Origin of the sequence: Bradyrhizobium sp. AZCC 1721 (assembly GCF_036924715.1) — a bacterium.
Classification (GTDB): Bacteria; Pseudomonadota; Alphaproteobacteria; order Rhizobiales; family Xanthobacteraceae; genus Bradyrhizobium.
In genome coordinates this window covers 858,124-872,769 of sequence record NZ_JAZHSB010000001.1, presented here as the reverse complement: position 1 = coordinate 872,769, position 14,646 = coordinate 858,124, and the positions used below count along the sequence as shown (strand labels likewise).

Annotated in this window: 15 protein-coding genes and 1 tRNA gene; 5 read left to right on the top strand and 11 right to left on the bottom strand. The window is 63.3% G+C overall.

Annotation, left to right across the window (positions count from 1 at the left end):
• Positions 1 to 42: 42 nt before the first annotated feature.
• From V1273_RS04170 to V1273_RS04135, 8 genes are all read right to left on the bottom strand, one after another.
• Positions 43 to 546: a UPF0262 family protein gene (locus tag V1273_RS04170; RefSeq protein ID WP_334408811.1), complete on the bottom strand. Its 504-nt coding sequence runs from the start codon at positions 544 to 546 to the stop codon at positions 43 to 45.
• On the bottom strand, positions 543 to 1,838 hold the full coding sequence (gene hisD / locus V1273_RS04165) for a histidinol dehydrogenase (RefSeq protein ID WP_334408809.1): 1,296 nt from the start codon (positions 1,836 to 1,838) through the stop codon (positions 543 to 545). Before hisD ends, V1273_RS04170 begins: the two co-directional genes overlap by 4 nt.
• Positions 1,839 to 1,951: 113 nt before the next feature.
• Positions 1,952 to 2,404: a DUF2948 family protein gene (locus V1273_RS04160; protein WP_334383860.1), complete on the bottom strand. Its 453-nt coding sequence runs from the start codon at positions 2,402 to 2,404 to the stop codon at positions 1,952 to 1,954.
• Positions 2,405 to 2,422: 18 nt separating this feature from the next.
• On the bottom strand, positions 2,423 to 3,712 hold the full coding sequence (gene murA / locus V1273_RS04155) for a UDP-N-acetylglucosamine 1-carboxyvinyltransferase (protein ID WP_334408808.1): 1,290 nt from the start codon (positions 3,710 to 3,712) through the stop codon (positions 2,423 to 2,425).
• A gap of 209 nt (positions 3,713 to 3,921) precedes the next feature.
• Positions 3,922 to 4,746: an alpha/beta fold hydrolase gene (locus V1273_RS04150; protein WP_334408807.1), complete on the bottom strand. Its 825-nt coding sequence runs from the start codon at positions 4,744 to 4,746 to the stop codon at positions 3,922 to 3,924.
• Between the two features lie 118 nt (positions 4,747 to 4,864).
• A complete protein-coding gene (locus V1273_RS04145; RefSeq protein WP_334383863.1) occupies positions 4,865 to 5,371 on the bottom strand; it encodes a hypothetical protein in 507 nt (168 codons plus the stop codon).
• A 180-nt stretch (positions 5,372 to 5,551) separates the two neighbouring features.
• Positions 5,552 to 7,258 carry an FAD-dependent oxidoreductase gene (locus V1273_RS04140; RefSeq protein WP_334383864.1) on the bottom strand — a complete coding sequence of 569 codons (1,707 nt, stop codon included), beginning with the start codon at positions 7,256 to 7,258 and terminating at the stop codon, positions 5,552 to 5,554.
• 79 nt (positions 7,259 to 7,337) lie between these two features.
• On the bottom strand, positions 7,338 to 7,538 hold the full coding sequence (locus V1273_RS04135; RefSeq protein WP_334383865.1) for a hypothetical protein: 201 nt from the start codon (positions 7,536 to 7,538) through the stop codon (positions 7,338 to 7,340).
• Between the two features lie 342 nt (positions 7,539 to 7,880).
• Here V1273_RS04135 and V1273_RS04130 point away from each other — a divergent pair.
• Positions 7,881 to 7,955, top strand: a tRNA-Thr gene (locus tag V1273_RS04130).
• Between the two features lie 135 nt (positions 7,956 to 8,090).
• On the opposite strand, the gene V1273_RS04125 is transcribed toward V1273_RS04130, so the two are convergent.
• Positions 8,091 to 8,855: a Crp/Fnr family transcriptional regulator gene (locus V1273_RS04125; protein ID WP_334369131.1), complete on the bottom strand. Its 765-nt coding sequence runs from the start codon at positions 8,853 to 8,855 to the stop codon at positions 8,091 to 8,093.
• A 321-nt stretch (positions 8,856 to 9,176) separates the two neighbouring features.
• Complete coding sequence (locus V1273_RS04120; protein WP_334408806.1) at positions 9,177 to 10,217, bottom strand: HD-GYP domain-containing protein; 1,041 nt, start codon at positions 10,215 to 10,217, stop codon at positions 9,177 to 9,179.
• 254 nt (positions 10,218 to 10,471) lie between these two features.
• Between V1273_RS04120 and V1273_RS04115 the strand changes: the two genes are divergently transcribed.
• A complete protein-coding gene (locus V1273_RS04115; protein ID WP_334408804.1) occupies positions 10,472 to 11,494 on the top strand; it encodes a glycoside hydrolase family 16 protein in 1,023 nt (340 codons plus the stop codon).
• Between the two features lie 11 nt (positions 11,495 to 11,505).
• Positions 11,506 to 12,969 (top strand): GH1 family beta-glucosidase, encoded by a 1,464-nt coding sequence (locus V1273_RS04110; RefSeq protein WP_334366398.1) that lies wholly within the window; start codon positions 11,506 to 11,508, stop codon positions 12,967 to 12,969.
• 17 nt (positions 12,970 to 12,986) lie between these two features.
• Here the strand turns inward: V1273_RS04110 and V1273_RS04105 are convergent, their stop codons facing one another.
• A complete protein-coding gene (locus tag V1273_RS04105) occupies positions 12,987 to 13,220 on the bottom strand; it encodes a hypothetical protein (protein ID WP_334366397.1) in 234 nt (77 codons plus the stop codon).
• Positions 13,221 to 13,321: 101 nt separating this feature from the next.
• On the opposite strand from V1273_RS04105, the gene V1273_RS04100 reads away from it, so the two are divergent.
• Both V1273_RS04100 and V1273_RS04095 read left to right on the top strand, forming a co-directional pair.
• On the top strand, positions 13,322 to 13,642 hold the full coding sequence (locus V1273_RS04100) for a helix-turn-helix domain-containing protein (RefSeq protein WP_028348061.1): 321 nt from the start codon (positions 13,322 to 13,324) through the stop codon (positions 13,640 to 13,642).
• A gap of 223 nt (positions 13,643 to 13,865) precedes the next feature.
• Complete coding sequence (locus tag V1273_RS04095) at positions 13,866 to 14,591, top strand: outer membrane protein (RefSeq protein WP_334408802.1); 726 nt, start codon at positions 13,866 to 13,868, stop codon at positions 14,589 to 14,591.
• Positions 14,592 to 14,646: the final 55 nt, after the last annotated feature.

The following is a 14,646-nucleotide window of genomic DNA, read 5'->3' as shown; positions in this document are numbered from 1 at the left end:
ACCGCTGCGCACTTTGCGCTAACGCGGTCCTTTGGGTCGGCGTCATGCGTCCTGCCCCTTCCAGTGCAGCACGCAGATCAGCGTGAACAGGCGGCGCGCGGTTTCGAAATCGACGCGGACCTTGCCTTTCAGCCGCTCCTGCAGCGTGCGCGAGCCTTCGTCATGGATGCCGCGGCGGCCCATGTCGATCGCCTCGATCTTGTCAGGCGTGGCGGTGCGGATCGCCTGATAGTAGCTGTCGCAGATCATGAAATAGTCCTTCACGATCCGCCGGAACGGCGTCAGCGACAGCAAATGCGCCACCAGGGGCGTGCCGTCCTCGTGGCGGATGTCGAACATCAGGCGGTTGCCGGTAATGGCGATGTGCAGCGTATACGGCCCCTGCACCGCGCCTTCCGGCGCGAACAGGTTCTGCTCGATCAGGTCGTAGATCGCAATCGCCCGCTCATGCTCGATATCGGGGCCGGAACGCCCGATCGATTCCTCGTCGAGCGTCACCGCGACGATGCGATTGTGCTGGTCATCGTCTTGTGGCGGCTTGTTCATGGCAAATTGAGGCGCAATCCGACGGAGCGTGAATGGGCATCCAAACCCTCGGCCTTGCCCAAGGTCATCGCGGCGGGCCCCAGCGCACGCAACTGGTCCGGCCCGCATTTGAGAATCGAAGTGCGCTTCATGAAGTCTAGCACGCCGAGCCCCGACGAAAACCGCGCCGAGCGCGCGGTCGGCAGCACGTGATTGGAGCCGCCGACATAGTCGCCGATCGCTTCCGGTGTGTGGGCGCCGAGGAAGATCGCGCCGGCGTTGCGGATCTTTGCCGCGAGCGCTTCCGCATCCGCGGTCATGATCTCCAGATGTTCGGCCGCGATCGCGTTCGCCAGCTCGACCGCTTCGTCGAGCTCTTTCACCATGATGATGGCGCCGAAATCGTTCCACGAGGCCCGCGCGATCTCGGCGCGCGGCAGCGTCGCGAGTTGGGACTCCACCGCGCGCTCGACCTCGGTGGCCAGGTCTGCGCTGTCGGTGATCAGAATCGACTGCGCGCTGGCGTCATGCTCGGCCTGCGCCAGCAGATCGGCGGCGATCCAGCCGGCATTGGAGGTCGCGTCGGCGATGACGAGCACTTCCGAAGGACCCGCGATCATGTCGATGCCGACCTTGCCGAACACCTGCCGCTTGGCGGCGGCGACATAGGCGTTGCCAGGGCCGACGATCTTGGCCACCGGCGCAATCGTCGCCGTGCCATAGGCCAGCGCCGCCACCGCCTGGGCGCCACCGACGCGATAGATTTCCGAGACGCCGCCGAGATGGGCGGCCGCCAGCACCAGCGGATTGAGCTTGCCGTCCGGCGACGGCACCACCATGACGACGCGCGGCACGCCGGCGACCTTGGCCGGCACCGCGTTCATCAAAACCGAAGACGGATAGGCCGCCGTGCCGCCGGGCACGTAGAGGCCGACCGCATCGACCGCGCTCCAGCGCCAGCCGAGCTCGACGCCGAGCGGATCGGTGAAACGCTCGTTCCTCGGCAACTGCCGCTGGTGGAAGGCCTCGATCCGGTCGCGGGCGAATTTCAGCGCGTCGACGGTCGCGGCATCGCAGGCCTTCACGGCGGCGTCGATCTCGGCCGCGGTCACGCGCAGGCCGGAGGCCGCAAGCTCGAGCCGGTCGAATTTCCTGGTCGCCTCGATCAGGGCGGCGTCGCCGCGCGCGGCCACATCGTCGACGATGGCCGTCGTAGCGCGCTCGACGTCGGCCGACACCTCGCGCTTGGCGGCGAGGAATTGCTTGAATTTCGGATCGAAATCGGCGCTGCTGGTATCCAGGCGAACGGGCATGGCGGCTTTCTGAGAGACGTCGGAGGCCCCTGCTCAATGGCGCGGCGGCCAAGGGCCGTCAACCCTCCACGTCGTCCCTGCGAACGCAAGGGACGACGATAGAGGGGATACCCCTACCCCTCCGGCCCCAGCGGCGCTATCGCCAGATCGCTGGTGCCGAGATCGTCGGTGCCGAGGTCGGTCAGCTCGCATTCCAGGCACTCGAGGTCCAGCCGCAGCGCCTCGCCATGGCTGAACAGGAGAAGCGCGCTGCCGCTGGGGGCCTCGCCCGGGTGGAATTCGATCCCGACCAGTTCCAGCGTCGCTTCACGCCGCTGCAGATCGATGTTGCGCGACTTGCAGGCCAGCACACGGTCGAAGCGCAGTGCCGCGATCGAGCGGCGCGGTTCGGTTCCGCCTGACAGCGTCTGCTCCCAGTCCAGCCGGCTCATGCCGACCACCAGCCGCTTTTCGCCCTGCCGCCAGACGATATCGGAGGCCAAAACGCGGGCGTCCTGCACATGGGCCGATATAACAGCGAGATCGTCGGCGTCGAGCGCAATCAGTTTGAGCGGGTCCGCCGGCATAGAATCCTCAATAGCCCCCTAATCGCTGATGCGCTGGATCAACGCGCCGCAGGCCGAAAGTTTTTCCTCCAGCCGCTCGAATCCACGGTCGAGGTGATAGATGCGGTTGACCATGGTTTCGCCCTCGGCGGCAAGGCCTGCGATAACCAGCGAAACTGACGCCCGCAAATCGGTCGCCATGACAGGCGCGCCGCGCAGCTTTGCGATGCCGTCGATGGTCGCGGTCTCGCCATCCAGCGATATCCGCGCACCGAACCGCGCCAGTTCCTGCACATGCATGAAGCGGTTCTCGAAGATCGTCTCGGTGATCTGCGAGGAACCGCCGGCGCAGGCCATCAGCGCCATCAATTGCGCCTGCAGGTCGGTCGGAAAACCCGGGAACGGCGCGGTCGACACCGTCACCGGCTTTATCGGGGCACCGTTTCTGGCGACACGAATGCCGTCATTGTTGACGGTGATGTTGGCGCCGGCCTGCTCCAACACGTCGAGCGCCGACTGCAACAGTTCGGGGCGGGCGCCGGAAAGCTGTACGTCGCCGCCGGTCATGGCGACCGCCATCGCATAGGTGCCGGCCTCGATCCGGTCAGGCAGCACGGTGTGTCGCGCGCCGTGCAGCTTCTCGACGCCCTCGACTGTGATGCGAGGCGTGCCCGCGCCGCTGATGCGCGCGCCCATCTTGTTCAGGCAGTCGGCGACATCCGTGATTTCAGGCTCGCACGCGGCATTGGTGATGACGGTCGTGCCCTTGGCGAGCGTTGCCGCCATCAGCGCGACGTGGGTGCCGCTCACCGTCACCTTGGGAAAATCGATCGCAGCCCCGCGCAGACCGCCGGGCGCTTTCGCCACCACATAGCCGCCGTCGATTGTCAGCTCGGCGCCGAGCTTCTCCAGCGCCATGATCAGGAGATCGACCGGCCGGGTGCCGATGGCGCAGCCGCCCGGCAGCGAGACTTTCGCTTCGTGCATGCGCGCCAACAGCGGCGCGATCACCCAGAAGCTGGCGCGCATCCGCGACACCAGCTCGTAAGGCGCCGTCGTGTCGATGATGTTGGCGGCCGAGATGTGCAGGGTCTGGCCCTGATATTGGCCGTCGCCCGGCCGCTTGCCCGCCGACATGATGTCGACGCCATGGTTGCCGAGGATGCGCTGCAACTGCGCGACGTCGGCAAGCCGCGGCACGTTGTCGAGGATGAGCGTTTCCTCCGTGAGCAGCGCCGCGATCATCAGCGGCAGGGCCGCGTTCTTCGCGCCCGAAATCGCGATGGTGCCGTTGAGCTTGCTGCCGCCGACAATACGAATGCGGTCCATGCCATGCCCTCTGCTGTGCACAATTTATGAGCGGGTGCGTCCGGCAGCAGAAGCAGCGATATTTGCGGCGATTTGATGGGGTGGGCAAATCAGCCGTCGTCATTCCGGGGCGCGCGAAGCGCGAGCCCGGAACCCATTTCTCCTCTAGCGCTTGCGGCCCAATGGATTCCGGGCCTGCGCCAAGAGGCGCATCCCGGAATGACCAAGCTTCACGACCTGATAAACGTCAGCAAATCGGCGTTGATCGTCGCGGCTTCTGTGGTCGGCATGCCGTGCGGAAAACCCTTGTAGGTCTTCAGCGTGCCGTTCTTCAGAAGCTTCGCCGACAGCGGCGCGGAGTCTTCGTAAGGAACTATCTGGTCGTCGTCGCCGTGCATCACCAAGACCGGCACATTGATCTTCTTGAGGTCCTCGGTGAAGTCGGTCTGCGAGAAGGCGACGATGCCGTCGTAATGCGCTTTCGCACCGCCCATCATGCCCTGGCGCCACCAATTCTCGATGACGGCCTCCGACGGCTTGGCGCCCGGCCGGTTGTAGCCGTAGAACGGACCGGCCGCGATGTCGCGATAGAAACTCGTGCGGCTCGCGGCGAGCTGTGCCTGAAACCCGTCAAACACTTCCTTGGGCAAGCCGCCCGGATTGCTAGGGGTCTGCACCATCAGCGGCGGCACTGCGCTAAGGATCGCCGCCTTCGCCACCCGGCTCTCGCCGTGGCGGGCGATGTAATGCACCACCTCGCCGCCGCCGGTGGAATGGCCGACATGAACGGCACCTTTGAGATCGAGATGCGCCGTCAGCGCCGCGAGGTCATCGGCGTAGTGATCCATGTCGTGGCCGTCGGCCACCTGGCTGGAGCGGCCGTGGCCGCGGCGGTCATGGGCGATGACCCGAAAGCCGTTGTTCAGGAAGAACAGCATCTGCGCATCCCAGTCGTCCGCCGACAGCGGCCAGCCGTGGCTGAACACGATGGGCTGACCCTTTCCCCAATCCTTGTAGAAGATCTCGACGCCGTCTTTGGTAGTGATGGTGGGCATTATGAATTCTCCTCTGGTTACGCCGTCATCCCGGGGGCACGCGTCATTGCGTGGCCCCGGAAGCTGATGTGGCTGATTGCGATGTGCGGATTTACCTCGGCAGATACCAGAGGCCAGCCTATGTCGGCGTCGGCTGGTATCGCCTGAGCACGCCGATGATCACGACGACGAAGAAGACCAGCACGATGCCCTGGACGATGGCGAACGGTGGCTCGGCCGGTGGCACGCTCGGCGCCAGCGCATGCAGCGCCGGCACTTTGAGGAAGGACTGGATCACCAGCACGAATACGTTGAGGTAGAGCGAGACCAGCGCGGTCAGCGCGTAGATCCAGCGCCAGGCACCGTTAAGCTTCATGCCGTAAAGCGCAAAACAGGCGATCGCCAGCAGCACCAGCGAGAGAATGCCGATCATATGCGACGGCAACAGCTTCTCGGACAGCAGAGGCGGAATCGGAAATCCTGACGCGCTGGTCAGGATCGTGAACACCAGGAAGATCGCGGTCAGGCCCGGCATCCGCTTCGAGCCGAGCATTCCGAACATCACGATGATTCCCGCGACGATGGCGATCAGGCTGATGATGACGTGCACGAGAACGAATGTCGCCAAACTCATACCTAAAATCATGACGCGCCCCCTTCGTTGGAAATCTTCTAAACGTTACGACGCGGCGCGAAGAATTTCCACACGCATCGCGTGCGGCCTTCGGCAAGGCAGGCATGTGCGTGAATGAAAGCACATCAACGAAAGTTGTATGATGCACGAAATATTTGCACTGCCGTCACAAACGACGGCAGCCACGCCGTATCATAGCGATGGCTTCATGGCGTCGGCGAGATAGCCATGCAGCGCGGCCACCACCTGCGCACCCTCACCGATCGCGCCGCCGACGCGTTTGACCGAGCCGGAGCGCACGTCGCCGACCGCGAACACGCCGGGCACCGAGGTTTCCAGGGGCGGCACCGGGCGGCCGAGATTATGCTCGGACTGCGCCCCCGTCACCACAAAGCCCGCACGGTCGAGCGTGACGCCGCAGCCGTCCAGCCAATGGGTCGCCGGGTCGGCGCCGACGAACAGAAAAAGGTTACGCACATCAAAACTGTGCTGTTCGGGCGCCAGCCGGCTCTTCCAGCGCACGCGTTCGAGCGATCCGTCGCCGCCGCCTTCTACCGCAATCACCTCGGCGTTGAAGACCAGTTCGATGTTGGGCGCCGCCTCGATCCGCTCGATCAGATAGCGCGACATGCTGGCGCCCAGCCCACCGCCGCGGATGATCATGTAGACCTTGCGCGCATGCCCGGAGAGGAACACCGCGGCCTGGCCGGCGGAATTGCCGCCGCCGACCAACACGACGTCCTGGCCTACGCACAGCTTGGCCTCGATCGGCGAGGCCCAGTACCAGACGCCGCGGCCTTCGAACGCTTCGAGATTTTCGATCTCCGGCCGCCGGTAGCGCGCCCCGCTCGCCACCACGATGGATTTGGCGCGCAGCGACTGCCCGCATTCGGTGGCCAGCGCGAACACGCCGTCGCGCTGCGAGCAATCCAGCGACCGGATCGAAACCGGGATAAGCATCTCGGCGCCGAATTTCTGCGCCTGATTGTAGGCGCGCCCCGCGAGCGCCTGCCCCGAGATACCGGTCGGAAAGCCCAGATAGTTTTCGATGCGCGCGCTGGCGCCGGCCTGGCCGCCGAACGCCCGCGCGTCGAATACCGCCACCGACAATCCTTCGGAGGCGGCATAAACCGCGGTGGCGAGACCGGCGGGACCGCCGCCGACCACCGCCACATCATAGAGCCTCTCATGCGCACGGTTTGTGATCATGCCAACCGCCAGCGCCAGCTCCGTCTCCGACGGATTGCGCAGCACGGTACCGTCAGGACAAACCGCCAGCGGCAGATCGGCGCGCGAGGTAGCATAGCGCGCGACGAGATCGGCTGCGTCCTTGTCGGTCGCGGGATCGAGCACGTGGTGCGGCTGGCCGTTGCGCGCCAGAAAATTCTGCAGCCGCGCGGTGTCGCCGAGGGAGGACGGGCCGATCAGCACCGGCCCGCCGACGCCGCCCTGGATCAGGCTGACCCGGCGCAGGATCAGCGCGCGCATGATGCGCTCGCCGAGTTCGGCTTCCGCGACCAAAAGCGCGCGCAACTGGTCCGGCGGGATCAGCAGTGTTTCGACGTCACCTTCGGCGTGGCCGTCGACCAGCGCGACGCGCCCGGAAAGTTGTCCGATCTCGGCCAGAAACTGTCCCGGGCCCTGGTCGATGACCGGCGTGATATGGCCGAGGCCATCGCGCTGGGTGATCGCGACCGTGCCCGACAGCACCACGAACATGCCGGGGCCTACCTTGCCGGTCTCGAACAGGGTTTCGCCATCCCTGTAGGTCCGAAGCTCCCCGAATCGGCGCATGCGGGCGATTTCGTGATCGGTGAGCGCCGGGAATGTCTGTTCGTAACGGGGAAACGCGGTGGAAGCCGCGCCGGTCGCCGGACCGGCCGTGATGTCTGCACTCATGATCGCCACCCACAGAAACAAGAACTGTGCAAAGAACTGTCAGGCCGCCCGGCGAGCGATCGGGGGATTCCCCTCTGCGCTACTGGCCCGGCTTTTCTCCGCTGGCGTCATCTAGGGACGCACTGGGGTTTTCGGAAGATGCGCCGGGATCACTGCGCCCGCGCGCCTGCGACTTCCGCCGCTTGAGATTTTCGCGCAGCGCCAGCTTCAGCCGGTGCGATCGTGAATCCTTCACATCCGCAGCCGTCTTTCCTGCGCCCTTGCCGTGATCACCCTTCATCGTCAGTCCGCCGAATATGTCTTGCTCAAGACGGCATCAGCGACGCCGCCATTCGAAGATAGTCGCTTTCGATCAGCCATGCCGCAATCGCGCCCGGCCTGCCATCGTCCCGAACCGCCGCGGCAAGTAGCGGAAGCCGGGATTCGGCCGCTCAAGGCAAGGTCGGGAACCGGAGCAAGGCCCGAAGTTGCCCATTTGCCCTTGGTCCTGATCATCGCAACGATTTTTACCCCATTTTGGTGCTTTTCCAGCCTGCCCGCGCGCTTGCACCAGAGAGGCCCTTGTGGCAAGAACCGGCCGCCTGTAGGGGCCTTTAGGGCCGATTCCCTGAATACCGGGCATGCTGCCGTAGCTCAGTGGTAGAGCACTCCATTGGTAATGGAGAGGTCGACAGTTCAATCCTGTCTGGCAGCACCAGCTTTTCCTCTGAACCATCAGCCACAAGGCCCCGGCGCGTCGGGCTGTGGCGGTCATTCGCTTCCCTCGAAAACGGTGCGATTTCTTGAGCGTCGTCGTGGCCGTCTGTAGGAAGCTATGTAAGCTCGAAAACGATCATGCACCGTAGAGTTTGTCGGTCGACGCAAAATGCGGGTGCGATCCCACGGCTTCATGCGGGACGATCCGATCGGTTGCACAACGTATGATGTCGTAGCATTCACAGGTAGCTTCCTCTAGCCGCGCCCTGTCGATTTCAACCAAGCCCCGCCGAGCGGATTTGATGGCACCTATGGCGCGGAGTTTGGCAATCACCTGCGTCACGGTCGTTCGTCGCACCCCGAGCAACTGCGAAAGTGTCCCCTGCGTTAATGACAGGATGTTGTTGCCCTCGGTTCGATCGTGCAGGTGAAGAAGCCAGCGGGCCATGCGGGCCTCGACCGAGTGCAGTCCGTTGCAGGCTGAGACGTGCTGGAACTGCATGAGTATCGACCTCGTGTGCGCCTCGACCACATGTCTGATGGCGCCGCTCTCCATGTAGGCTGCATGAAACCGCGACACGGAGATCTGCGATGCGGTGCCGCCCACCCGCACGACCGCGGTCACGGACGACAAGAAAGAGGGTCCCAGCACTGATAATGCGCCGATCGCTCCCTCGCGCCCGATTACCGCGGTTGCGATCGTTTCTCCGTTCGGAAGGCCGAGCATGAAGGAGATGGCCCCGCTATGGGGAAAGTAAACGTGGTGGCGTCGATCTCCCGCTCGTATCACCACCGCGTCCTGTTCGAGCGACACCTTCTGGAGATGCGGCGTGAGCAACGCGAGGTCTGCCGGCGGCAACGCGCTGAGAAGACGATTACCGGCGCTCGCCGGACGGCCCATCACGAGAGACTTCTTCCCTCAGAAGAACACGCAGCTCTCCTGGAAAGTCTTTGGCAGGAATGTCTTCTGCGATGCGCCGACACTAACTCCACTTTCATCGTGCATCGTGCCGGCTTTGACTGCCTTCCTGGATGCGATACTTGCTGAGTACCCTAAGGCGCCGCGCCGGTAAAGGTACGGCGAATCCTTGGGCGATCGGGCGGAACCGCTCGACACTAGCCTCAGGACCGCTGGCGAGGCGAAAAAGCTCAATAAATTCAGTTGGCGGTGTTTCTCGCGACAGTTCCCGTCGGGCAGGCATCATTCCGCGGCAGGGGCTGCTCACGCCGCAAGCGCGACCTTGCGGAACGCCCTGACCAGCGCCCCCTCCAGCTTCCCCTCCATGCCGCAGAGGATCTGATAGGCGTCCTGCCGGGGCATTGGCGGCCTGTAGGGCCTGGACTCGACCAGCGCGGCGAAGATATCCGAGATCGTCAGCAACCGGACCAGATCGGAAATCTGCGAGGCCTTCAGCCCATCCGGATAGCCGGAGCCATCAAGATATTCGTGATGGTGCTTCACGCCATCCAGAATTTCCGGACTGATGCCCGATACGCCTTTCAACAGATCATATCCGATCACGGGATGACGTCTGATGATCTCTTCCTCCTCGGGGTCGAGGCGTCCCGGCTTGTCCAAGATCGACAGCGGGATGCGCGCCTTCCCGATGTCGTGGAGGGTCGCCGCCATTCCGAGCCGCGATACGTCCGCATCGGAGAATCCGACATCGAGGCCGAAGGCAACCGCAACACCTGTTACAAGCAGGCAATGCTGAAACGTACCCTCATGATAGCGACGCACTTCGTCGAGCCACGACGAAAGTCCATCCTGCCCGACGCGGGTGATGATCTTCGACGTCGCACGCTTCGCATCGACAAGCTTCAATGGCCTGCCATGGCGCACATTCGAAAACATCGAGGCGAAGGCTGCCACACCTTCGTCCATCACCGGTGCCGGATCTGCAGCGTTATCTTCCGCGGCCGCTTCCGCCGCTTCGATCTGCGCAACCTTGAGAATTGCTTCCTTGGGACGTGAGATCACCGCGGTCGCGCCGAGCGCGTGGGCCTGCGCAACCATCGAACGGGAGAGATTGTGAATGACGAACAGCTTCTCGGGAATGCCGGCAAGTTCGTGCAAAACGAACTTGAGTTTATCGACGCGAGACATCTGCCGCAGGTCAATGTCGACCATCAGCACGCCATGCGACCTGATCCCGGTGCCGTCGCCACCGAGCAACCAGGGGACCACGGCATGTTGCGGTTCGAGCATGGCGCGAATCGCAGGTAACTTCGTCGGTTCGTCTGTGACAAAATAGACGAGCATCCAAGAACTTCCGTACGCCGTAATATTGCGGTGGCTACCCTTCAAAATTGAAGCACTGAAAAGAAAATGAACTACCTTGCCGGTGGTTCCGAGGCCCGCGCCCCGCACTTGGCGCCATCGGCACCTCAGGCACTTTAATCAACATCAGACTTGGCTACCTTGCCGTTAAGCTTCCACCTCGTATAACTACGTACCTCAAACAGGTGAGCATGTCGGTCGGGCTCCGAAGGATCGTCAGATCGAGGGCTTCGTCAGTGAATGATCTCCCGTCGTTTCGAAGCGAGCCGGAGACCGACAGATTAACGCTGTGCGCCTTGGTCTTGATCGGCTACCTGTTCGCCGCTGGCCCGGCGTCCGGGCAGGCTGATCTCGCCGGCGCGACGACCAAACTCACGCTGCAGGTTGCGACCGCCATGCTCGGCGAGCGCTGCCGCCGCGTCGAAGCGCCGAACCCCGCATCGTTCGCATCGGTATCGCTGCACCGGACTTTCCACGACGATTTCGACACCCATCCGCTGCTGGATGAAAGATGGGCGCCGTACTACGCCGGCGGCGCTGCCTGGCCGGAAGCGCGTTACTGGGGTGGCGAGGGCTCCGACTTCAGGCGCAAGACCAGCTACAATGGCGAACAGCAGATCTATGTCGATCCGCGTTATGGCGGGCGCGAAACAAAGCCGCTTGGCCTCGATCCGTTCAAGGTCAAGGATGGCGTTCTCTCGATCGTCGCCAGCCGGACCCCGCCAGCGCTGAAGACCGTGCTGTTCAACAACGAATATATCTCGGGCATCCTGACGACCCAGAGCCGGTTTGCCCAGAAGTACGGATATTTCGAAATGCGCGCCAAGGTACCGGTCGGCACCGGCGTGTGGCCGGCATTCTGGATGCTCGCCGATGACGGCGGCTGGCCGCCGGAAGTCGACATCATGGAGGGCCGCGGACAACGGCCGGGCGACATCGTGATGACGACGCATTGGCGGATACCGGAGACGCAGCGCGTGGAACGCTGCGGGTTTGACTTCATTGTGCCGGACGCCCCGACCGCGTTCCACGACTACGGCGTGCTGTGGCAGCCGGATCGCATAACCTATTTCATCGACCGACAGCCGGTCTCCGAGATCAAGGTCCCGGTCGGCTTCCACGAACCCATGTACATGATCGTGAACCTTGCGATGGGCTCGAAGACTCTCGAGGGCGTGGGATTCGTCGATGGCGAATCTCCCAATATTGTCGCATTCGAGATCGACAGGATATCCGCCTACCAAATCGACGAACGCTGACGGAGATCACGATGCTCGGAAAATTCTCGCGCCGGCATTTTGCAAAGCTTGCAGGCTTGTCCGCGCTGGGCATCGCCGCCGCGCCAGCCGATGCCGCCACGCAACCGGCATCCGACCGGCCCGCGCCGGCGAGCTTTCCGAAAGACTTCGTCTGGGGCACCGCGACGTCGGCCTATCAGATCGAGGGCGCCGTGAACGAAGACGGCCGCGGCCGCTCGATCTGGGACACGTTCTCGCACACGCCCGGCAAGATCGAGGACGGCACCAGCGGCGACCGCGCCAACGAACACTATCGCCGCTACAAGGAAGACATCGGCCTGATCAGGGAATTGGGCGCGAGGGCTTACCGGTTTTCGATCGCCTGGCCGCGGGTATTTCCGGAGGGAACGGGCAAGCCGAACCCGAAGGGCCTCGACTTCTACGACCGGCTCGTCGACGAACTCCTCAAGAACGGCATCGAGCCGTACGGGACGCTATATCACTGGGACCTGCCGCAGGCGCTCGAGGACAAGGTCGGCGGTTGGCGATCCAGCGAAACGTCAAAAGCGTTCGGCGATTACGCCGGCCATGTGGCGGCGCGGATCACGGATCGCGTCCGGTCGATCTTCACCATCAACGAAGCCGGAAGGTTCGTGAATTTCGGCTATGGCTGGGGCATCGATGCCCCCGGGCTCAAACTGCCGGACGCCGAGGTCAACCAGGTCCGCCACCATGTGGCGCTGGCGCATGGCCTCGCCGTGCAGGCGATCCGCGCCCATGGACGCAAAGGCACCAAGGTGGGGCCGGCCGAAAACATCGCGGCCTGCGTGCCGGCGTTCGACACGCCGGAAAACGTTCGCGCGGCCGAGATAGCGACACGCGAATTGAACTCAGGTTTTCTCGGCGTCATCCTGGAAGGCAAATACACCGACGGCTTTCTGCAGTTCGCCGGCAAGAACGCACCGAAATTCACCGCTGAAGAGTTGAAGATCATTTCGCAGCCGAACGATTTCGTCGGCCTCAACATCTACGCGCCGCAGTTCTATATCGCCGCTTCTGACAAGCCGCCGGGCTGGAGCGTGCTGCCGTTTCCGGCCTCGTTCCCGCACATGAATTCGGAATGGCTGCGCGTGGGGCCGGAGACGATCTACTGGGCGCCGCGGCTGGCGGCAAAGGTCTGGAACATCGAGACGATCTATATCAGCGAGAACGGCACCTCGTCGGAAGACAAGCTTCGCGCCGATGGCCAGGTCTACGACCTCGATCGCGTCATGTATCTGCGCAATTACTTGCGGCAATTGCAGCGCGCGACGTCGGAGGGCGTGCCGGTCCGCGGCTACTTCCTCTGGAGCCTGATGGACAATTTCGAATGGATCTATGGCTACGAGAAGCGCTTCGGACTCTACCACGTCGACTTCGAGACGCAGCGCCGGACGCCGAAACTGAGCGTTGCCTTCTATCGCGACGTGGTAGCGCGGAACGCGATCGGCGTCTGAACGCCGGCAGCCGGCCTTCAATACCTCGCGGCTTGCCGGATTGACGCCGGGACCTCGGTGATGGGCCGCTGCTTGCTGTCAGTTGCCACAGTCGTGGCGGGTTCATGCGCCAGCTTGCGCGATGAATCGTGACTGACGAAGACGCCTGCAGCCGTGAGCATCAGCACGACATAGAGGGCGAACATGCCGCCGACCCAGTTCCAATAAATCCGGCGGGCCTTGGGGGTAAGGCTTTCAAGTAATCGGCGCATGGTTACCTCCTCATCAGGAAACCTAATAGGCTGCGTATAGCCCTCACGCCCGATGCGGTGTGTGACGCACTTCACAGATGTCGATTTGTAATGGAGAACCCGTGACCGGAGCCGAACTGAAGAAACTTCGCGAGCATCTCGGTGAGGCCATCGGCCAGCCGCTGTCGGTGGCCGACATGGCCAAGCTCTGCGGGTTGCCGGCCGCGGACGGCGCCGACACCATCCGTAAATGGGAGGTCACCGGTCCGACCGGGCCGGTGGCGGAGCTGTTGCGCATCCTGGCGATGGCCAGCGACCACTACCCGATCCTCGAAATGTTCAACGTGTTCGACCGCCACGACGTGCCGGTGAAAGATCGCCCGGCGCGGCGGCAAGCCTTCCGCGAACAGATGCGCAGCGACGTCCGCCGCCGCATTGGTTAAGCAAAGCTTGCCTGCGACTTGCGGGGCTAGCGAAAATTAAGCCTTTCCTTACCTTTGATTAGGCCTTCATTAAGTACAAAAAACGTTTGCCTGCCAATGGGTTGGGTTACCACCCGCTGTCACCCGGGAGTGACAGCATTTTAGATAAAAGCTGTCTATGTGCGTGGCGATGGATGACGCCCCACACGAGGGTGTCGCCGAACGGTTTTCGGAGACCAACACAATGAAAAAGATCCTCGCCGCCGCCCTCGTGGCCATCGCAGCCCTCACCGCCGCCGCGCCCGCCCTTGGCGCCGATCTCGGTGCGCGCCCCTACTACAAACAGCCGCCCGTCTATGCGGCGCCTCCCTACTGGACCGGCTTCTATATCGGCGGCCATCTCGGCGGCGCCTTCAGCGGCAGCCACGACTTCAACGGCGCGGTGCTGAGCGACTCCAGCGCCCGGCTGCTCGGCGGCGTTCAGGCCGGCCTCGACTGGCAATTCGCGCAGAACTGGGTGCTCGGCACCGAGGGCCAGTATTCCTGGCTCGGCAAGAATAACCTCACCGCCACCTTCCCCGGCGCCTACGTCTACACCAATGATCAGCGCGGCCTCGGCTCGGTCACTGCGCGCATCGGCTACACCTGGGGTGCAGGCCTGCTCTACGTCAAAGGCGGCTACGCCTATTCCGACAACCGCGAGAGGCTGACGCTCGCCGGCGCGCCGATCCCCTTCCTGCTCGATGGCAACCACAGCCACGGCTACACCGTCGGCGCCGGCGTCGAATACATGTTCGCCCCGAACTGGGCAGTCAAAGGCGAGTACATGTATTACGACTTCGGCAGCAGCCGCTTTGTTTCCCCTGCGGCGCTGGTGCCGTTCGGAAGCTTCCACAATGACGACCACACGCTGAAGCTCGGCGTCAATTATCGCTTCAACTTCGCCAGCACGGTGGTGGCGCGCTACTAAGCGCTTTCAATTGAAAATTGCAGAAGGCCGGCTTTCACGCCGGCCTTTTTGTTTG